At 45.7% G+C, this 19,236-nt stretch carries 18 protein-coding genes; 7 read left to right on the top strand and 11 right to left on the bottom strand.

Annotated features, from left to right (window positions below; all coding sequences use genetic code 11):
- The 7 genes from Q0241_RS02890 to pdxH all read right to left on the bottom strand — a co-directional run.
- On the bottom strand, positions 1 to 457 hold a 457-nt coding region (locus Q0241_RS02890; RefSeq protein WP_299372780.1), incomplete at its 3' end, for a CHASE3 domain-containing protein.
- A 218-nt stretch (positions 458 to 675) separates the two neighbouring features.
- Positions 676 to 1,806, bottom strand: a complete 1,131-nt coding sequence (gene modC, locus Q0241_RS02895) for a molybdenum ABC transporter ATP-binding protein (protein ID WP_299372783.1) — start codon at positions 1,804 to 1,806, stop codon at positions 676 to 678.
- Positions 1,803 to 2,468: a molybdate ABC transporter permease subunit gene (gene modB, locus Q0241_RS02900; protein WP_299372787.1), complete on the bottom strand. Its 666-nt coding sequence runs from the start codon at positions 2,466 to 2,468 to the stop codon at positions 1,803 to 1,805. Before modB ends, modC begins: the two co-directional genes overlap by 4 nt.
- A gap of 43 nt (positions 2,469 to 2,511) precedes the next feature.
- On the bottom strand, positions 2,512 to 3,327 hold the full coding sequence (gene modA, locus Q0241_RS02905) for a molybdate ABC transporter substrate-binding protein (protein WP_299372790.1): 816 nt from the start codon (positions 3,325 to 3,327) through the stop codon (positions 2,512 to 2,514).
- 71 nt (positions 3,328 to 3,398) lie between these two features.
- Positions 3,399 to 4,190: an SDR family oxidoreductase gene (locus tag Q0241_RS02910; RefSeq protein ID WP_299372792.1), complete on the bottom strand. Its 792-nt coding sequence runs from the start codon at positions 4,188 to 4,190 to the stop codon at positions 3,399 to 3,401.
- Positions 4,191 to 4,206: 16 nt separating this feature from the next.
- Positions 4,207 to 5,184, bottom strand: coding sequence for a cation diffusion facilitator family transporter (locus Q0241_RS02915; protein WP_299372794.1), 978 nt, complete (start codon positions 5,182 to 5,184; stop codon positions 4,207 to 4,209).
- Positions 5,185 to 5,206: 22 nt separating this feature from the next.
- Positions 5,207 to 5,812 (bottom strand): pyridoxamine 5'-phosphate oxidase, encoded by a 606-nt coding sequence (gene pdxH / locus Q0241_RS02920; protein ID WP_299372796.1) that lies wholly within the window; start codon positions 5,810 to 5,812, stop codon positions 5,207 to 5,209.
- Between the two features lie 308 nt (positions 5,813 to 6,120).
- On the opposite strand from pdxH, the gene Q0241_RS02925 reads away from it, so the two are divergent.
- The 3 genes from Q0241_RS02925 (at position 6,121) to Q0241_RS02935 (ending at position 8,250) form a co-directional block, all read left to right on the top strand.
- Entirely contained in the window at positions 6,121 to 6,588 is a 468-nt protein-coding gene (locus Q0241_RS02925) for an RT0821/Lpp0805 family surface protein (RefSeq protein ID WP_299372798.1), read from the top strand.
- A gap of 245 nt (positions 6,589 to 6,833) precedes the next feature.
- Positions 6,834 to 7,793 (top strand): J domain-containing protein, encoded by a 960-nt coding sequence (locus tag Q0241_RS02930; RefSeq protein ID WP_299372801.1) that lies wholly within the window; start codon positions 6,834 to 6,836, stop codon positions 7,791 to 7,793.
- Between the two features lie 133 nt (positions 7,794 to 7,926).
- Complete coding sequence (locus Q0241_RS02935) at positions 7,927 to 8,250, top strand: hypothetical protein (protein ID WP_299372804.1); 324 nt, start codon at positions 7,927 to 7,929, stop codon at positions 8,248 to 8,250.
- Between the two features lie 132 nt (positions 8,251 to 8,382).
- Here Q0241_RS02935 and Q0241_RS02940 read toward each other — a convergent pair whose 3' ends face one another.
- Together Q0241_RS02940 and Q0241_RS02945 are read right to left on the bottom strand one after the other, a co-directional pair.
- Positions 8,383 to 9,510, bottom strand: coding sequence for a tetratricopeptide repeat protein (locus Q0241_RS02940; RefSeq protein ID WP_299372807.1), 1,128 nt, complete (start codon positions 9,508 to 9,510; stop codon positions 8,383 to 8,385).
- A 55-nt stretch (positions 9,511 to 9,565) separates the two neighbouring features.
- A complete protein-coding gene (locus Q0241_RS02945) occupies positions 9,566 to 10,822 on the bottom strand; it encodes a YihY family inner membrane protein (RefSeq protein ID WP_299372810.1) in 1,257 nt (418 codons plus the stop codon).
- Positions 10,823 to 11,007: 185 nt separating this feature from the next.
- Between Q0241_RS02945 and fabI the strand changes: the two genes are divergently transcribed.
- The 3 genes from fabI to Q0241_RS02960 all read left to right on the top strand — a co-directional run bounded on the left by fabI (position 11,008) and on the right by Q0241_RS02960 (position 15,428).
- Positions 11,008 to 11,847: an enoyl-ACP reductase FabI gene (gene fabI / locus Q0241_RS02950; RefSeq protein ID WP_299372813.1), complete on the top strand. Its 840-nt coding sequence runs from the start codon at positions 11,008 to 11,010 to the stop codon at positions 11,845 to 11,847.
- A 90-nt stretch (positions 11,848 to 11,937) separates the two neighbouring features.
- Positions 11,938 to 13,020 (top strand): chorismate synthase, encoded by a 1,083-nt coding sequence (gene aroC / locus Q0241_RS02955; RefSeq protein ID WP_299372816.1) that lies wholly within the window; start codon positions 11,938 to 11,940, stop codon positions 13,018 to 13,020.
- 314 nt (positions 13,021 to 13,334) lie between these two features.
- Positions 13,335 to 15,428, top strand: a complete 2,094-nt coding sequence (locus Q0241_RS02960; RefSeq protein WP_299372819.1) for a fused MFS/spermidine synthase — start codon at positions 13,335 to 13,337, stop codon at positions 15,426 to 15,428.
- On the opposite strand, the gene hemH is transcribed toward Q0241_RS02960, so the two are convergent.
- Together hemH and rlmD are read right to left on the bottom strand one after the other, a co-directional pair.
- On the bottom strand, positions 15,397 to 16,428 hold the full coding sequence (hemH, locus tag Q0241_RS02965) for a ferrochelatase (RefSeq protein ID WP_299372822.1): 1,032 nt from the start codon (positions 16,426 to 16,428) through the stop codon (positions 15,397 to 15,399). The two genes, Q0241_RS02960 and hemH, sit on opposite strands and share 32 nt — an antisense overlap.
- Positions 16,429 to 16,630: 202 nt before the next feature.
- On the bottom strand, positions 16,631 to 17,965 hold the full coding sequence (gene rlmD / locus Q0241_RS02970; RefSeq protein ID WP_299372825.1) for a 23S rRNA (uracil(1939)-C(5))-methyltransferase RlmD: 1,335 nt from the start codon (positions 17,963 to 17,965) through the stop codon (positions 16,631 to 16,633).
- 246 nt (positions 17,966 to 18,211) lie between these two features.
- Here rlmD and Q0241_RS02975 point away from each other — a divergent pair.
- Positions 18,212 to 19,236 (top strand): S49 family peptidase (locus tag Q0241_RS02975; protein ID WP_299372828.1); only part of this gene is annotated, 1,025 nt, incomplete at its 3' end.

Here is a 19,236-nt window from a genome sequence, read left to right on the forward strand (position 1 = left end):
TATTCTCAGCAACCAAACGCGCCATATCATTCATGGTTTCGGCATCACCGATTTGACGGCGAAGATCTATTGATGGCCCTGTGACAACATCCTGCCATTCCTGCAAAGTCGCTTCGGCTTCATTCAAAAGTGCCAACTGTTCAGGGTTATCGCCCACATGCTCTTTCAGCGTAGCGATCTTGCCATAGGTTTCCTGTTGCCCTTGCTCATAAGGGGCCAAAAAGCTGTCTTGCCCAGCCAAAAGATATCCCCGCATCGATGTCTGCATATCCACAGCAGATGCAATCACATCGGTCATTTCTTCTAATGTTGCATGGGCTGATTCAACATTTTTAGTTGCAGTCGAAATATTACCGATCGAAGTAAAACTGACCAGACTAATAACAACAAGTAAAACCAGAGGAATTGCCACACCAATTAAAATCTTCGGCATGGTCTTTAGAGATGACCATTTCATAGAACTGCTATCCGGGACGTAATTATTTTCTCAAAACCATAATGAATTATAATTACCAAGACATTAATTCTATTTATCGGATAAAACTTCACCTGCTCTTTAATGATTATCCTTATGAATCCTTGCTATAAAGCAATGAGTACATAACCCAGCAATGTATGCGCAAAGAAATTTGTTATCGCTTGAGAATGCTATGAATTGAGATCGGCGTAAATGACTCAAGAACGGGAGACACCACCGACCATGGATACAGATTTTACCTGAGCATAAATATCTTGCCCCACCTTAAAATCAAACTTCCGTAGTGATCGCTGTGTGATACGAGCTAAAAATTTTGCGCCATGTTGATCTCGATGCCCGATAGACAAAAGCAAATTACACCGGGCACCATCCAACAAATGTATATCCAGAATACGGGCTGGCAATACATTGAGGATGGTCGTTTCAGACGGTTTGTCTATTGCTAGGCTTACGTCATTTGCGGCAATCGAAATTCGATGTTTACTTCCAACATCACCCAAAACACCCGGAATCAAAATCTTCCCGCCATCAACAACCGTCTCGGTAATCCTGTCAGTTTCCGAGAAAGACATAACCTCGACATCAATTACCGAAGATGTCTTTGATCCCTTTGCGATAAAGAGGGCCGGGTCAGACAGAACTTCGCTTAACGGCCCATTTGAAATAACCTTTCCCTGATCCATAAGAACCATGTAATCCGCCAACCTCTCAACCTCTTCGGTATCGTGACTGACAAATATTACGGGAATATCAAGGGTCTTAAACAGACGATCCAGATAAGGAATAATTTCGTTTTTACTGAATTTATCCAGTGCTGCCAAAGGTTCATCCATCAACAACAGCTCTGGGCCTGATAACAAAGCCCGACCGATAGCAACACGTTGACGTTCTCCCCCAGACAGGTGATGGGTCGAACGGTCCAACAGCTCTTCTAATCCTAAGAGGTCGATAAGATCATCTATGGGAACGATATCAGATCGCCCCCCTGCCCTTTTCTTTCCAAAAACCAAGTTTTCATACACAGACAGATGCGGAAACAAGCTGGCGTCCTGAAAGACAAAACCGACAGGCCTTTTATACGTTGGTAAAAAATGATCTTCATCATGCCAGACTTGTCCTCTGATAGATAAAAACCCACCATCTGTTTCTGACAGGCCAGCTAAACATCGCAAGACAGTTGTTTTGCCACACCCTGATCGGCCAAACAGGGCAGTAACCCCACGCGCAGGTAATTCGAATGCAACCGAAAGATCAAACTGATCCAAGGGGCCGGAAAATTGCGCAACAATGCCATTATTTTTTAGATCAGAATCTTTAGTATCAATCATCGCAAACGGCGCCCCAGTTTTTTCTCTAGAACCATCATGCTCAGAATAACAAGGAACGAGAAGACAAGAAGCCCCGCCGAGAGAATATGCGCCTGTCCCCATTCCAGCGCCTCAACATGATCATAGATAGCAACCGAAAGCACCTTGGTCTCACCGGGGATGTTTCCCCCGATCATCAAGATAACCCCGAATTCCCCAACTGTATGTGCAAACCCCAAGACGGCGCCCGTTAATAAACCTGGCCTGGCCATTGGTAGTGCGACAGAAAAGAAACTATCCAGTCGAGATGCCCGTAAGGTCGCCGCAACTTCCAACGGGCGATCCCCAATTGCTTCAAAAGCATTCCGGATCGGCTGGATTACAAATGGCATAGAATAGATAACCGACCCAACAACCAACCCTGCAAAGGTAAAAGGTAAAGCTCTGCCAAAGATTTCTATTGTAATCTGCCCAATGGGGCTATCCGGACCTAAAGCAATCAACAAATAGAAACCCATAACAGTCGGCGGCAGGACAATTGGCAAAGCAACAATTGCTGCTACACCTTCTTTCCACCAGACCTTGGATCGGGCCAGCCACCACGCGACGGGGGTCCCCAACACCAGCAAGATAACTGTTGTGATAAAAGCCAGCTTTACAGTGATCCAGATAGGATCCCACATATATAAAACTCCCCCGGAAAGGCTTCTTTGGTGTTGTTAAGTTTTACTTTGGCTCAAGAGTGTACCCGAATTTTGTAATGATAACAGCTGCATCTCTACTTTTCAGATAATCCATAAAAGCCAGGGCGGCTTCATTACGCTGCCCCCTTTTCAAAAGAACGGCATCTTGCCCCAAAGGCTCGTAATCTTCTGAGGGAACAAGCCAATGTTGACCTGATGCACTCCCCAAAACCTGAGCATAGGCAACCACAGCTAGCTCCGCATTGCCTGTGTATGCGAACTGATAGGTCTGGGCGATATTCTCGCCATAAACTGTCTTGCCTTGGATCTGATCATAAACGCCAAGTTTTTTAAGGTACTGTTCTGCGGCAAGGCCGTAAGGTGCGGTTTTGGGGTTGGCAACGGCAAGACGGGTTATCTTGTCCCCGGTCACCAGTTTTGCAACATCTTCGTTGCTCAGTTTTTTACTATTGAAAAGTTCATTATGTCGCGACCAAAGCGCAATCTGCCCATAGGCATAGGTAAACCGGGAAGATGAAACACCAAGACCTTCTTCTTCCAGTCTACGGGGGCGTGCGCGATCGGCAGCAAGAAAGACCTCAAAAGGAGCACCGTGAAGAATTTGCGCATATAGCTTGCCTGTTGAGCCAAAGGAAAGAACGGCTTCGTGGCCTGTGCTTTCTCTAAAATCCTGCGCAAGTTCTTTTGCAGTCGCCGTAAAGTTGGCCGCAACAGCAACATTAACACGCTCGGCCCAGACCGGCGAAATCCCAAGTATCATTCCCCAGATAAGAACAGGAACAGAAAAATAATAGGCGAGGTGTTTTTTCATCGTGCCCAAATCGCTTAACCAGATCACGTAAATAGTCTTTATCTCTTATCCCCACCAAAGGCCGCTAACCCCAGTTGATTGAATAGTGTTACCAGTGCTTAAAACAGATGCTGACCACCTGTTACGAAAATCTCGGTTCCTGTAACGTATCCAAAATTTGGTGTACAGAGTTGATAAACAGCGGATGCAACTTCGCTTGGCTCGCCCATTCGGTTCATCGGAATTCTCGGGATCAGAGCTTCGTATTCCTCGCCAATCATTGCCGTTTCAATTTCGCCCGGCGCGACCGCATTAACACGAACCCCAAACTGAGCAAACTCAACCGCGAGTTCCCGGGTAAGCGCAGAAAGCGCAGACTTGGATGTTGAATAAGCAGACCCGGCAAAGGGGTGTACGCCATGCCCGGCAATAGAGGTAATATTCACCACGGCACCTTCTCCTCTGCCCAACGCGGACGCAAACCCGCGGCACAGCATCAAGGGAGTAAAAAAGTTCAGCTCAAAGACTTCCCGCCAAGTATCGACATCACCATTGAGACAACCAAGTCTTTCTTTATAAGAAGTTTTTGGGGACACAGCGGCATTGTTCACCAAGGCATGAATAGGTTCACCATCCAGAATTTCGTTCGCACGGTCGATAAAACTCTGGGTACTCGCTGTATCGTTGAGGTCTGTGACAATATGATCGGCCCAGTTCGGGTCCCGCTTACAATGCTCGGGAACATCTTCGCGAGAACAAGTGATCACTTTCCAGTTTCTCTGACTAAAATACTGAACCGTCGCATGACCAATACCCCGACTTGCACCGGTCAAAATCAAGGTTTTACGGGTATCTGAATTATTGGCATCAGCACCGTGAGTATCAGCATTGTTATTGGAACGATTATTCATAACGTCCGATTTTCCTTCACCCTGCATTTGCAGTCTCTTCGCCGGGGGTGGCGCGTTTCTTTTTCTTCAGTATCTTCTTGTGTACTTCTATCCCGTAAGGTTCCTGCAGAACGATAATCTCTGCATGCGGATATATCTGACAGATTTCCTGATCAACCTCTTCTGCAATATCATAGGATTGCGCCAAACTGATGGCACCATCCAGTTCCATATGAAACTGAATAAAAAGGTCTGGCCCTGATATTCTGGTCCTGATGTCGTGTACACCCAGCACCTCTTCGTGAGCCAAAATCAGACTTTTAATCCTAGCACGCTCACCGTCATCCAATTCCCGATCCATCAGCATATCCAGCGCCTTTTTCAAAACACCCCATGCATAGGTAAGAATATACAGCGAAATTGCCAGAGCAAACACCGGATCAATCCAAGGAAGATCGAAATAAAAGCCTAGAACCAACGCCAGAATAACAACACCATTCACAACCATGTCGCCAACATAATGCAGGGCATCAGCCTGAATAGCTACTGACCCTGTTTCCTTGACAACGTAGTGTTGATATCTGGTCAGGGCAAAAGTGGTTAGAATAGAGAAAATCATAACCCCAATCCCGACGCTGCTGTTCTCAACAACATGTTGGCTTGAAAATCTTTCTCCAGCTTGCAAGATAAGGAAAATAGCCGATCCAGCAATAAAGGCGGCCTGAGCCAAGGCGGCCAATCCCTCGGCTTTACCATGCCCAAAACGGTGTTCATTATCCGCCGGCGTCAGGGCGTGCCTGATGGCGAGAAGGTTTAAAAGAGAAGCCGCTGCATCCAGAAGTGAATCAACCAATGTGGTTAAAACGGAAACCGACCCTGTATAGGCCCAAGCCGATAGTTTTGCCGCAATCAAGATTAAAGCAGCGGTAACAGCCGCATAGCCAGCCCGCTGCATCAGTTGTGCAGTTCGTTGCCTGTGTTCTTGCGGGCTTAACTTCTTGGCGTTATCGACCATGGAATGGGTTCACTATGCCTACCTACGGGAAAAGTCGTTCAGTGTTCCACTGTCCAGTTTGTTTTATGTCCTCTATCGAATAGACCAATCGATCGTGCAATCTAAAGGGGCCATCCTGCCAAAATTCGATACGTGTAGGACAAACGCGGAACCCCGACCAGTGTGGTGGACGCGGTACTTTACCAAGGCCATACTTTGCCGCGTACTTAGCAACTCTTTTCTCAAGCTCAAAGCGCCCTTCAAGTGGGTGGGACTGATCACTGGCCCAGGCACCGATCTGGCTTTGTTTCGGCCTGCTTGCAAAATATTCGTCAGCTTCTTCGGGTGTTACCTGCTCGACAAGACCCTCGATACGAACCGATCGACGTACCGATTTCCAATGAAACATCAAGGCAGCCTTGGGATGTGCAAGCAACTGTTCACCCTTTCGGCTTTCATAGTTTGTATAAAACACAAAACCTTGGCGGTCCCAATCTTTGAGCAAAACCATCCGCGACGAAGGCATTCCAGTTGCATCGACCGTCGACAAGCTCATCGCTGTCGGGTCATTGAGTTCTTTTTCCTCGGCCTCTTTCAACCAAACGTCAAAAACATCATAGGGATCAGAAGGAGTATTATCGCGGATCATAATAAAAACAGCCTTTTAGCGAGAAACCATACGCAAAAATAATATTAAAATGCTTTATCAGAACAAGATGAAGGTCACAACAGCATAGCGTGCGACATCTTTGTTAAAACCTTGCTCGAATAAATAATCAGGGCAAAACACAATCACGAACACAGATATGTCACAGAAAAGCCCCTGAGGCCATAATAGTGCCTCAATTATCTTTTAACTGATATGTTGAAACTTAAGCAACTGTGTGTGAAAGAACAAGATACTGTTAGTGTTCTTATACATTCAATGCAGATAATAACTACACAGAGAGCAAGACGATGAAAGTCAAAGCAAGTATAGCAGCCCTATTGATAGCCTTGTCGACGACAGCCTGTTCAAACGATACTGGAATTAAACAAACCGTAGGTGGTTTAGGTGGCGCTCTGGCTGGTGGCTTACTCGGCGCTCAATTTGGTAAAGGTTCTGGCCAAATCGTCGCTGCCGCAGCTGGCGCTGTCGTTGGTGGTTTTTTAGGAAGCGAAGTCGGCCGTTATATGGACGACGAAGATAAGCGTAAAGCAGATACAGCTTACAATCGTGCCCAAACGGCACCTGTTGGGCAGACTATCGCATGGAACAACCCTGATTCAGGAAACTCCGGAACCGTGACACCTGTCCGTGACGGCACTTCTTCCGAAGGTAAATACTGCCGCGAATATCAGCAGACGGTGGTTATTGGTGGAAAAACCGAGGAAGCCTATGGCACAGCTTGTCGCCAAGAAGATGGGTCCTGGGAAATCCAGTAGACACGCGCTTAAAAGCAAAACAGACTTCAGAAGCCCTGCACTGCGCAGGGCTTTTGTGTATTCAGCTCAATGAAGGATTCAGACACCAAACGATTAGCTGTAACGGCCCAATCACCAAACTTAAGAGAGATTTCTTTCTCCCCCTTTTAAACTTATGTTTAATTTATTACATTAGCGTAGCACAAACGTGTATAACACGGCTTATGTATTACCTTTATAACGTTTGAATGGTTTCATCCTCGACAATGAAAGACCTCTATCAAATCCTCGGCACCAGCAGGACCGCTTCGGATGCGGAAATTAAATCTGCATACCGTAAGCTCGCAAAAAAATACCATCCCGATCTTAATCCGGATGACAAGGCTATTGAGCAAAAGTTTAAAGAGGTATCTCAGGCATATGGCATTCTTGGCAATCCCGAAAAAAAGCAACAATATGACCGGGGCGAGATTGATGCCTCCGGCCAACAGGCAAACCCGTTCCATTCTGGCTATACTCACCAAGGCCATCCAAGAAGTGGTGCCGCAGGCCAAGGTGGCGGTGGCGGCTTTGATTTTGGCCAGGAAATGGATATCGGGGATATCTTTTCCGATTTATTCGGTGGTCGGCGACAAGGTCCCCGTGGTGCGGGTGCGGGAGCCAGAGGTGGCGTACCCAAACGCAAAGGTAGCGATGTAAAATACGAATGCAGTGTCAACTTTGTCGAGGCTGCGGCTGGCGCAAAGAAACGCATTAACCTTGCTGATGGAAAAACACTGAATGTCACCATTCCACCGGGAACTGATAACAAACAGGTTCTGCGCCTGAAAAATCAGGGGTTGCCCGGCAAGGGTGGCGCACCAAATGGTGATGCACTGGTTGAAATTAAAATCGAAGCCCACCCGATGTTCACGCGTAAGGGCTATGATGTACATCTTGATGTCCCCATTACCCTTATGGAAGCGGTCGAAGGAACAACCCTCACCGTGCCAACCGTAACAGGCAAAGTGAAAGTAAAGGTTCCCGCAGACTCAAACACGGGCACCACTTTACGCCTAAAGGGTAAAGGTATTGATGACATCAAAGGACACAACCGGGGGGATCAATTGATCCGACTGATGGTGACCTTGCCAAAAGAAACGGATAAGGAGCTTCGAGACTTCTTGCGCAACTGGGCAAAGTCAAAAGATTATGACCCACGCAAAGATACAGGTATTTTTGATTAACCGCACTTTTGACTAACCGAAGCAATAGAGACACAACTTGCATTCAAAGCGTGTAACGCCTAAATAGTGCCGCTGAGATTACTTGCCCAGCAACGCAAGGCTAATACAGCTTTGGATAAAGGACCCCAAAAGCATGAAAACCTTTGATGAAATCGTCATTGATCAAGACGTCAGTGGTTCAGAACTATCCAACTGGATCGAAAGCAACTGGGTCATGCCAACCCAAGAAGACGGGACACTCCTTTTCACCGATGATGATGAATTACGTGTAAAGCTTTTACGCGAACTTATTCACGAAATTGGTGCCAATTACGAGTCAATGCCCGTCATCCTTCGCAGTATGGATCAGGTTTATAACCTGAGGAAACTACTCGGCGCTCTGGCCTCTGCTATTCAGGAATTGCCCGCAGATGCCCGTCAGGATCTTGAAGATATTATTCGAAATCAGGGGCTATAACCCCGCATTTGTCTTTCTTAAATTTGTCTCAACCAAAGGCGTTTCTATCGAAACGCCTTTGGTTTTCCCCGATATCTCTTCCGCCGCCTCGATCATATTATTCAAAAGCATAGTACCGTAATAAAAAGCACATCATTTCCCAATATCTTCAATCCATACTTTCTTAAAAAGAGGAATGAGGCTATTTCGAAGCATACCAGAGTTATGAATCCATTCAGACTTATCTTTGTCATGCTGCCATTCAAACTCATAGGTATAGGCTTTGTCTGCAGAAACGATAACTTTCAACATCGTAAATCCGTTTTTACTAATGCTCTTATCAACTTTGCCGATATCTCTCTCGTCACAAAATAGAGCTGTTGTTCCTGAAATTGTTTTTAAATCTGATTTTCCAAAAGAGTTTGTACTTGGTTGGTAATTCATCGGCGGTGTAATTGGAAGAACAACATTCATTCTTTGAAAGTATTTACACTCAGAAGAAAACTGATCAATTCGATAGTTTAATATCTCCCTAAGAGCTATTCCTGGAACTTGGGCAATCTCTCTACTTGTAGAAGTAATCCTCAAATTCCACTGGTCTTTTTTTTGTCCCTTTGGCACATGCCTTACGATTGAAACATCCTCAATTTTACCGTTTTCTACTGCAAAAAAATTCTCAGGCACAGGATAGTGAGGGACCTCAGCTTTGATAGGGCTCAATTCCAGAGCCCCTAACTCTGCAAGCTTGTGTTCTATCGCAACTCCACGCCCCCCGAGCTGGAATGCCAATTCGTAATCAGATTTGGCTGCCATCCACTTTTTTTGCTGCTCAAACATAACAGCACGATTATAATAAATTTGATTATATTTGGGTTTTATTTCTAAGGCTTGATCATAATCTCTCAAAGCACTTGCGTAGTCTCCGACACTTGATTTTGCATTTGCTAAGTTAATCAAATCCTCGACATTAAAATTCATCTCAAGAGCTCTCTCAAAATCAGCAACAGCTTCCTCTGGCTTATTCATTCGGCGATAAGTAATACCTCGGTTTCGATAAGTTAAGGCTAATGTACTTTTTGATAATTCACCTTTCTCTATACATTCATCGAATAAATTGATGGCTTGGGTATACTGTCCTTTTTCAGTTGATGCCCACCCCATAAAGCAAAGCGTTTTATCTTCAGCTTTCAAAGGATTTGTTGAAAAGAGAGAAATAAAGGCCAAAGTCGATAATGTAAAAAAATGACGCATAATAATCAGACTTCTATAAACAGAAAACATCAGTAAGACATACAAAAAATGCAGCTGTAAAAAACTACAACAATACAACTTACAACTAAACCGCTTTTTGTAGAATCTCTTTAAGACTTTTATCCCTAATGTCTTTGGGGTTTTCTTCCAGAACATCAAGAACGTCCCGAACCCCGTCGGGCCATTTGCGCTTGGGGTCATAGTTCAGATCCATTTCCCGAAGAAGATCGCCCAGAGTCATGGTTTCAAGGTCACGGCAAAGTACCCAGCGTCCCCGACCTGTACGCTCCGCAATATGCATATCTTTCAAATCAGATAAAACTTCTGCTGTTGCCTGTAGGTCCGCAGGAAGCCCCCGCATCATGACGGTCTCTTTCAAAGTTGCCCCAACCCTTCCGGCGCCTTCCAGTTTTTGAAGTAAAGCAATTGCCAAAGACAATCGGTCACCGATCCCCTCGCGTTTAATATCTTTACGCAATGCAGCACGTCTTTCCGGTAAAGCGGCTGTAATTTCAGCCCCAAGCAGAACAACAACCCAAGAGAGATACATCCAGATCAGGAATATTGGGATCGTGGCCAGAGCGCCGTAGATGGCCTGGTATGACGGAAAATATTGTAAATAAAGTCCAAAGCCACGTTTCAGTAGCTCGAACAACATTGTCGAAACAACCCCGCCAACCAAGGCATGAGAGAACAGAACAGGACGATTGGGAACCACAAGATACAAAACAGTAAAAGCGATGCAGCCCAGAACAACTGGTGCAAGTAACGTAACCAACGAACTCGTACGCCCCGATTGGTCAGCTAGTTCGGCAATCGCAAAACCGTAACTCGACACTGTTAAGGACGCCCCCAGCATCAGTGGCCCAAGAGTTAAAAGCGCCCAATAAACAAGAATCAGATTAAATATAGGACGGCGTTCTTGAACACGCCAAATACTATTAAAGGAATTAGAGATTGTATAAAGCAGCATAATTGCCGTCACAGCCAACGCCAAAACGCCGATTGTCGTCATATTCTTTGCATTATCGACAAAGGCATTCAACTGCTCACTGATTTCAATTTCGGCGGAAGGTAAAAGATTATTAAAGAGAGTCGCTTGTAATTCGCCTCTGGAATCTTCAAATCCGGGAAAGGCCGAAAGCAGAGCTAATGCAATCGTCATCATGGGCACGATTGCCAAAAGGGATGAATAACTTAACGATGCAGCCACCCGTGTTCCGTTGTCTTTCCCAAAGCGTTTAAAGACATAACCAAGGAAAAGAATAGCATTATCCAGATTCTCTTTTTGAAATACCGCGCTCAGTGTCATTAACAAACGCCGATTTTTCGAATCTACCATCTAAAGTTGCCCTCAAATTCAACCATTTTGACATTTCTTGTTAACTATCGCTGGCAGAAAGCGAAATTCCCAGCTAAAAGTCAGAAAAAGTATTCTACATGTCGCCAAATCTTTGACCAATCCCGGCAATGTTGTAGGATGCTTCACTTTTTATTTTCCAGGACAATCTCACAGTGAGGAACCCGATGTCCAACCCACAACCGTTGATGGCTGGTAAACGCGGCCTAGTAATGGGCGTTGCCAATGACCGCTCTATCGCCTGGGGGATCGCCAAGGCGGTTGCTGATCAAGGCGCAGAACTGGCTTTCACCTATCAGGGCGATGCCTTGAAAAAGCGTGTTGCGCCGCTCGCAGAATCAGTTAATTCCGATATTCTTTTACAGTGTGACGTTACCGATGACGCCAGCGTCAAAGCTGTTTTTAAAGAAATTGAAGAAAAATGGGGCAAGATGGATTTTCTGATCCACGCGATTGCCTATGCTGATAAAGAAGAACTCAAAGGTAAGTATCTTAATACAAGCCGTGAAAACTTCCTACAGAGCATGGATATTTCCTGTTATTCCTTTACATCAATTGCTCAGCACGCTGCGCCATTGATGACCGAAGGCGGCAGCATGGTCACTTTGACCTATTATGGTGCTGAACAGGTTATGCCGCATTACAATGTTATGGGCGTTGCCAAAGCTGCGCTTGAAGCATCTGTGCGTTATCTGGCTGATGACCTTGGCCCGGATAACATCCGTGTTAACGCCATTTCTGCAGGCCCAATCAAAACGCTTGCTGCTTCTGGTATTGGTGATTTCCGTCATATTCTGAAATGGAATGAGCTAAATTCACCAATGCAACGAAATGTAAGCATTGAACAAGTTGGCGGCGCAGGTCTTTACCTTCTGTCTGATATGTCCGGTGGTGTAACGGGTGAAATTCACCATGTTGATTCCGGCTATCACGTCGTCGGTATGATGAATGTTGACAAAGCCCAAGAGCTTTCTGAATTGCTGAGTAATTTTAACCCGCAATCTTAAATCTCTGCTGAAAAGCAATATATGAAAAGGGAGCGCGGCTGAGCTGCCGCTCCCTTTTTAATTCAAACGATCTAACGCTGCGAGTACATCATGGCTGGTAATACATTTGGTGAAATTTTCCGTTTTACAACCTGGGGCGAAAGTCACGGCCCATCGATTGGTTGCGTTGTCGATGGAACACCACCGCTCATAGAGATCACCGAAGAAGAAATTCAAGTGTATCTGGATGCGCGTAAACCAGGCCAAAATCGCTTCACAACGCAGCGGAAAGAACCAGATAGCGTTAAAATCGTTTCCGGCGTTTTCGAAGGCAAAACGACAGGAACTCCGATCGGCCTAATTATCGAGAACACGGATCAGCGCTCTAAAGATTACGGTGATATCGTCAAGAAATTCCGCCCGGGACATGCCGACTTTACCTATTGGGAAAAATACGGCATCCGCGACTATCGTGGTGGTGGACGCTCTTCTGCCCGCGAAACAGCCATGCGCGTTGCCGCAGGTGCAATTGCCCGCAAAGTTCTGGATACCCAGATAGAGGGCGGCGTGCAAATTCGTGGGGCACTGGTTCAGATGGGCCCCCATAAAATTGATCGTACGCGATGGGACTGGAACGAAGTGTCCAATAACCCTTTCTGGTGCCCGGACCCAGTTGCAGCCAAAGAATGGGAAACCTACCTGGATTCAGCCCGAAAGGCTGGCTCTTCACTGGGCGCTGTTATTGAAATTGTGGCTTCAAATGTGCCCGTCGGGTTGGGTGATCCAGTCTATGACAAGCTGGATTCAGATCTGGCAAAGGCCATGATGTCGATCAATGCAGTCAAAGGTGTTGAAATTGGCGATGGATTTGAAACTGCGGCCTACAGTGGCGAAGAAAATGCAGATGAAATTCGCATGGTTGATGGCAAACCGCATTTCACCACCAATCATGCTGGTGGCATACTCGGCGGCATTTCCACAGGTCAGGACGTGGTGGTGCGCTTTGCCATCAAACCAACCAGCTCAATCCTCACACCGCGAAAAACAGTAACAACAGATGGTGAAGAAACCGATATCTTTACCAAAGGTCGTCATGATCCTTGTGTTGGCATTCGCGGTGTTCCGGTTGGCGAAGCAATGATGGCGCTTACCCTTGCGGATCATTGGCTGCGCCACAAAGCACAGAACAGATAATTTCGCATAAGAGATAATCGGCGTCAGCTTATTCAACAAACAGCTTTAATACATTTTATAACAATGGATTAAAGCTGTTTTAACTTGTGATCAATATTATCCGATACCTGAATAACAAGGGTATTTAGATCACGATGAATAGCACGCGTAATAACACCGAAATAACAACGAGCTCAACGAACAGTGTCTCTACCCGTTACCTGTTCATACTGACCCTGTGTTGTAGTGCTTTTCTTTTATTTTTAATCCAGCCAATGTTTACCAAGCTGGTGCTGCCATTACTGGGTGGCGCGCCTGCGGTATGGAATACCGCCATGATTTTTTTTCAATCAATGTTATTGGCGGGTTATCTCTACGCGCATTTCCTCTCATCAACCTTCAGGCTCAAAAATCAGCTTATCATTCATTTGCTTTTAATGGCTGTGGCTCTGCTTTTTTTACCAATTGCAATTCCTGCTGAATACAATACACCTTCTGAAGGCTGGCCATCTTTATGGTTACTAAGTCTTTTTTCATTGGCTATTGGCCTCCCCTTTTTTATTGTTTCTGCGAACGCCCCTCTTTTACAGGATTGGTTTCGGTCTTCGGGCGATACAGAGGCGCATGACCCCTACTTTCTTTACGCAGCCAGTAATGTGGGCAGCATTACGGCTTTGGTCGCCTATCCTCTTTTTATCGAAATACAATTTGGATTAAAAACACAAACCTGGCTTTGGTCCTATGGGTTCATAGCGTTGCTGTTTTTAATTTTCACCTGTGGCATAGCCCTGCGCCCGAACAGAAAACCACTTGAGATATCTGAACAGCAAAAAGAGACGAATGATGATCACACGACACCAAGTCTTAAATCTTATAGTAGATGGATAATTCTGGCTTTTGTTCCTTCAGCTCTTTTACTCAGCGTAACAAATAAGATCACAACTGACTTACTCTCAACCCCATTGCTTTGGGTCTTTCCACTAATTCTATACCTCCTTACCTTTGTCATTGTTTTTTCCAGACGCCCGATAATTCCCCATCGCTTCACAGAAAAACTGGCCCCCTATTGTTTGATATTAATTATTTTTTTTAATGTGTCCGTTACCCACGCAAACACTGTCCTTTACTTTGCTCTCGGGAATTTATTTTGCTTCTTCGTCCTCGCCCTTTACTTCCACGGATTTCTGGCCGCGACACGTCCCCATGCAAAATATTTAACCAACTTTTATATTGCGATGTCTTTTGGGGGCGTTTTAGGAGGAATCTTTATTGGGCTTATCGCCCCCATTGCCTTCACAGATATCTACGAATACGTCATATTACTGGTCGTGGCCGCTTTTTTGATGCCAACTAAAACAACAACGCTTGTCGCTATAATAAAGAGCCGCATAGGGGCAAAAGCACAAAACTATCGTGCTGATATAATCTTTTCTTTGTGTTTGATTGGGTTACTGCTTATCGGCAGGGAAGTGGGCACAGAGAGTGTCGGTTCCAAGTTGGTCTCTATCGCGATACTAACCCTGTTCCTGTTGATAATGCTAGAGGGTGTTGGACGACCTCTTCGTCTGGCCTTTACCGTGACAATTGGGTTATTCATCATCCCGTTCTTATTGGGTTCTCATCGTGATATTCTTTTCCAAGAACGCAGTTTTTTTGGGGTTTATGCTGTAAAAGAAACAATCACTGATGAAGAAAACAAAAATTCTTCCGCACAAGTTGCACATATCGCCAAACACGGCACAACGATACATGGTATTCAGGTCAAGGGATCACTGGAACCACAGAGCTATTATCATCAGGAATCCGGTCTGGGGAAGCTATTTGAAGCCTATAATACCAACGATGAAAAAGTCCAAGCGATCGGTGCAATCGGTCTGGGGGCAGGCACCGCTATCTGTTATCGACAAGCCGGACAAAACTGGACTTTCTTTGAAATTGATCCGCTGGTTGAAACCATGGCCAGAGACCCCAAACTTTTTAGCTACATGCAAGAATGTGCGCAAGAAACAGAGGTCATCATTGGTGACGCCCGCCTCTCTTTAAAAAACATTCCTGATGCAAGCTATGACTTACTTATTGCTGATGCTTTCTCGTCAGATGCCATTCCCTTGCATTTGATGACAAAAGAGGCATTTGATCTTTACAAAAAGAAAGTCAAAGATAACGGCATCATTATTTTGCACATATCCAATCGGTATTTCGATTTGGAACACGTCGTCGCCGCGACCGCAAAAGCATCTGGGTTGACCTCACGTATGTATAATTATACGCGGCAAGAGAGGGATGTTACGGAACACCCTTTACGTTATTCTGCAACTTGGGTTGCCCCCGCTCAGAATGTAGAAACACTTACTGATCTTATTCCAATGTTCTTTCTGCCCTTAAATAAGATCCGCGCTAAATCCATCCCTGGAGTTCGCGCACCGTGATTTCTTTAATGACGTCCATGCCAGCCTCGCTATCATTTAAGCAAGGAATAAAGGCGAAGTTCTCACCCCCATTTTCCAAAAAGGCCTCGCGCACACCAATGTCGATTTCTTCCAAGGTCTCAACACAATCAACCGAGAAACCTGGTGTTAGAATGACCAGATTCTTCACACCATTACGAGCCATTTCCTCGACGGTTGGCTGCGTATAGGGTTTAAGCCATTCCTTTGGCCCGAAGAGAGACTGAAAACACAGTTTCAACTTGTCTTCGGACCACCCCAACTTTTCGCGCAGCAAGCGTGCTGTCTTGGCACAATGACAGTAATACGGATCGCCCTTTTCATGGTATTCAACCGGAAGACCATGGAAAGATGCGATGGTAACATCAGGTTCCCATGAAAGCCCAGCGATGCCTTGTTCTACTGATTTAGCCAGCGCATCAATATAGACAGGGGCATCATGATAGGCTGGTACACACCGCACAGCTGGCTGCCAACGCATTGTCTTCAATGCATCAAAACACTTGTCATAAGCCGTTGCCGTCGTGGTTGCAGAATATTGCGGATAAAGCGCAAAAAGAAGAATACGGTTACACCCTTGCTTCTGCAAACCCTCTATTCGCTCCTTAACCGCGGGATTACCATAGCGCCACCCCCAGTCGACAACCACATTCGGGTACTCTTTTTCTAATGCAGCTTGCAGTTTCTCAGCTTGATCACGCGTAATCGTACGAAGAGGAGATTCGTCCTTTTCCTTATTCCAAATTTCCTTGTAAGCCTCGCCACTCTTACTTGGCCGGGTCGTCAAAATAATACCCTGCAAGATTATCTGCCAAAGCCACTTTGGCGCTTCGATCACCCTGGTATCACTCAAAAATTCGCTCAGGTAACGTCGCATAGACCAATAGTCAGTGCCGTCAGGTGTACCTAGGTTCATTAAAAGAACACCAACTTTTTCATTGGGAATTTTCGGATGATCTTCGGGGGTAAATTGCAGGTTCATAGATATATCAAAGGCCAAATAATTATTGAAAAACGCAGCAAGTCATCATGTCATTATACAGTTCTGGATACAGTTCTGGATACAGTTCTGGAAACCATATAAGTAAATGACCAACGAGCAAAGCTAGTAATCATTGCTTTTAGCAATAGCGCCATAATGCCTCATGCAAAACATGGGTATTATTTAGGAAAAGGACTTGGTTCTACAAGCCCTCTTCATCATTTTCATCATCCTCAAAATCATCAAGTTCGAAACAACCAACAACTTCTAGATGACCACTCCAGATAAACTGATCAACAGGGGTAACCTCTTTGAGGGTATAGCCCCCTTCCACAAGTATTCTGGCATCCCGGGCAAAGGTATTGGGACTACAAGAGACATAGATAATCGTCTTGATATCCGATTGCGCCAATTCATGGCACTGTTCCTTCGCACCCGTTCTGGGAGGATCAAGGACAACACAGTCCCCACCTTGCAATTCATCAGCCGTAACCGGATCCTTCACAAGATCACGACAATCGGATGTGATGCGATGTGCTGTATCGTTTCGACGTGCGGCAGATGTCAGTGCCGTAATTGCTCGTTCATCCCCTTCAACAGCATGAACTTGTGCACGTTTAGAAAGCGGAAAGGTAAAGGTACCACACCCTGAAAACAAATCGGCGACCGTTTCAAGTTCTTCAGGCAAATACCCCAAAACCAAATTTGTGAGCGCATCCTGCCCTTCTTGGCTTGGTTGCAAAAATGCACCTTCGGGCGGCAGCACCTGAACATCCCCAAACTTTTGATAGGGATTATCCCTTATGGCAACAGGTTCAGGTTCTTGCCGCGGGCGCCCCCAAGCAAAACGCGCTATAGAATGTTTCTCGGCAAAAACCGTGATCGCTTCCCGCCCTTCCAGTACGAGCTTTGCATCTGTAACAACCAGAATATCCGGTCCTGCTGATGATCCAATAACTGTGATATCTGCTTTTGCCTGTTCCGGCCCCAAGAGCACTTTGAGCAACTCTCTTAAAGGATCAATCAACTGGTTTAATTCAGGGGTGAGCAACTTGCAGTCAACAACTTGAACAACCTTGTGGCTCTCACGTTCATGAAATCCGAGATCAATTTTCTTGCCGCGCGCTGCAGCTGCAAAAACGGCCCGTCGCCGAGTGCCAGCTTCCACCTGAACAAGCTCAGTTACCTCTCCACCGCTAAAACCCTTACGTGTCAGAGCCTGTACAACGATATCTCTTTTCCATGTTCGATAAAAATCAGGGGCAACGTGCTGTACTGTACAGCCCCCACAAGGACCAAAATGTTCACAGGGCGGATCGATATGGTTCGCCCCCAATTCTTGAAGCTCCAATATCTCTGCTTTGAGACCACCAGAACGTTCGCCCACCAACTTCACGCGAAGTTTATCACCCGGCATTGTCATGGGAACATACACAGGCCGCCCTTCATGATCGGCAACACCATCACCGCGAGCACCCAGAGTATCAATCTGAATCTCTATTTGCTTTCCGCCACCACGGCGCGCCTTACGTCTCATAATTCCTGACACCTGACTTTATGGTTATATCCCGGCTAAATATTAGCAGGATGATTTTCCGCCAATCTAACAGCTTTTTTAAAAGCCGCAATCTTCCGAGCTACCTTTTGCTGATGATAAAGGGAATATCTATATTATATTTCCATCAAAATAGAGCCCATATGGTATACCGTGCTTGCAAAAACGTCTTGTGCCTATCATCCTTATGCCCAACTGTTTCTATATAAATTTCAGGTTTTTGAATTCATGTCTTTTTTTAAGTTTATCTTCAAAGGTATCGTAGGGTTATTTGCAGCCCTTGGCCTACTTGTCATTCTTCTAGGGGTTTTGTTAGGTGTCACCCTGAATAATATCGAAGAGGTTGGTAAAACTGTCGATAACCAGAGCTTGCCACAGGAAATGATCCTGACAATTGATCTTTCCGAAGGCCTCTTCGAGGGGCCGACAAAAGCTTCGTACTTTAGCAGCTCTTTTCAACCAGGATTACCTTTGCATGACGCCATTGATGCACTTTATCGCGCACAGGACGACAATCGGGTCAAAGGCCTCTTGATTAAAGCGGGACAAGGACCTCTTCAACTGGCTCAGGCACAGGAGCTTAGAAAAGCCATCCGTGCCTTTACCAAAACTGGAAAATGGTCCGCTTCTTTTGCCGAGACCTATGGTGAAGCAGGACATGGAACCCTGCATTATTACCTGGCCAGCGCCACTGAAAATGTGTGGATACAACCATCTGGTGATCTCGATATTTCAGGCTTTAACATGGAAAGTCCCTACTTGCGTCCCGTTTTGGACGAATTGGGAATTCTGCCACAGTTCAGTCAACGGTATGAATACAAGGGCGTCATGAATATGTTCACTGATGATCACATGCCAGCGCCTGTCAAAAGAAACACCCAAAGCGTTCTGAATTCAATTTTTGATGTGATCGAAAAAGAAATTTCCATCAGCCGCGAAAAACCTGGCGAGATTGGTTCTTTGATGGATAGATCTCCCTTAAGCGCTGTAGAAGCTATTGATGCCGATTTGGTTGATCGCGTTGGTTACTGGGATGAAATTTCTGATGAAGCCCTAACAGGCGACCGCGAATTCGTACACCTGGCTGATTATGCCATGAGCACAACACCAGAGGCATCAGAGAATGCCAGTAAGATTGCAGTCGTATACGGTATTGGCGAAATTCACTTGGGAAAAAGCCAGGGTGACCCCTTCTTTGGCGGTGGCATGACAATGGGCTCAGACACAATTGCCCAAGCAATTTCTGATGCGAT

Origin of the sequence: uncultured Kiloniella sp. (genome assembly GCF_937128705.1) — a bacterium.
Classification (GTDB): Bacteria; Pseudomonadota; Alphaproteobacteria; order Kiloniellales; family Kiloniellaceae; genus Kiloniella.

What these genes read in the sequence shown, in the direction of transcription:
- Q0241_RS02910 (WP_299372792.1), bottom strand. Translation starts at nt 4,190, where the DNA reads ATGAATAATCGTTCCAATAACAATGCTGATACTCACGGTGCTGATGCC.
- Q0241_RS02925 (WP_299372798.1), top strand. Translation starts at nt 6,121, where the DNA reads ATGAAAGTCAAAGCAAGTATAGCAGCCCTATTGATAGCCTTGTCGACG.
- pdxH (WP_299372796.1), bottom strand. Translation starts at nt 5,812, where the DNA reads ATGATCCGCGATAATACTCCTTCTGATCCCTATGATGTTTTTGACGTT.
- modC (WP_299372783.1), bottom strand. Translation starts at nt 1,806, where the DNA reads ATGATTGATACTAAAGATTCTGATCTAAAAAATAATGGCATTGTTGCG.
- Q0241_RS02935 (WP_299372804.1), top strand. Translation starts at nt 7,927, where the DNA reads ATGAAAACCTTTGATGAAATCGTCATTGATCAAGACGTCAGTGGTTCA.
- Q0241_RS02915 (WP_299372794.1), bottom strand. Translation starts at nt 5,184, where the DNA reads ATGGTCGATAACGCCAAGAAGTTAAGCCCGCAAGAACACAGGCAACGA.
- Q0241_RS02940 (WP_299372807.1), bottom strand. Translation starts at nt 9,510, where the DNA reads ATGTTTTCTGTTTATAGAAGTCTGATTATTATGCGTCATTTTTTTACA.
- modB (WP_299372787.1), bottom strand. Translation starts at nt 2,468, where the DNA reads ATGTGGGATCCTATCTGGATCACTGTAAAGCTGGCTTTTATCACAACA.
- rlmD (WP_299372825.1), bottom strand. Translation starts at nt 17,965, where the DNA reads ATGAGACGTAAGGCGCGCCGTGGTGGCGGAAAGCAAATAGAGATTCAG.
- fabI (WP_299372813.1), top strand. Translation starts at nt 11,008, where the DNA reads ATGTCCAACCCACAACCGTTGATGGCTGGTAAACGCGGCCTAGTAATG.
- Q0241_RS02945 (WP_299372810.1), bottom strand. Translation starts at nt 10,822, where the DNA reads ATGGTAGATTCGAAAAATCGGCGTTTGTTAATGACACTGAGCGCGGTA.
- aroC (WP_299372816.1), top strand. Translation starts at nt 11,938, where the DNA reads ATGGCTGGTAATACATTTGGTGAAATTTTCCGTTTTACAACCTGGGGC.
- Q0241_RS02930 (WP_299372801.1), top strand. Translation starts at nt 6,834, where the DNA reads ATGAAAGACCTCTATCAAATCCTCGGCACCAGCAGGACCGCTTCGGAT.
- Q0241_RS02960 (WP_299372819.1), top strand. Translation starts at nt 13,335, where the DNA reads ATGATTTTTTTTCAATCAATGTTATTGGCGGGTTATCTCTACGCGCAT.
- hemH (WP_299372822.1), bottom strand. Translation starts at nt 16,428, where the DNA reads ATGAACCTGCAATTTACCCCCGAAGATCATCCGAAAATTCCCAATGAA.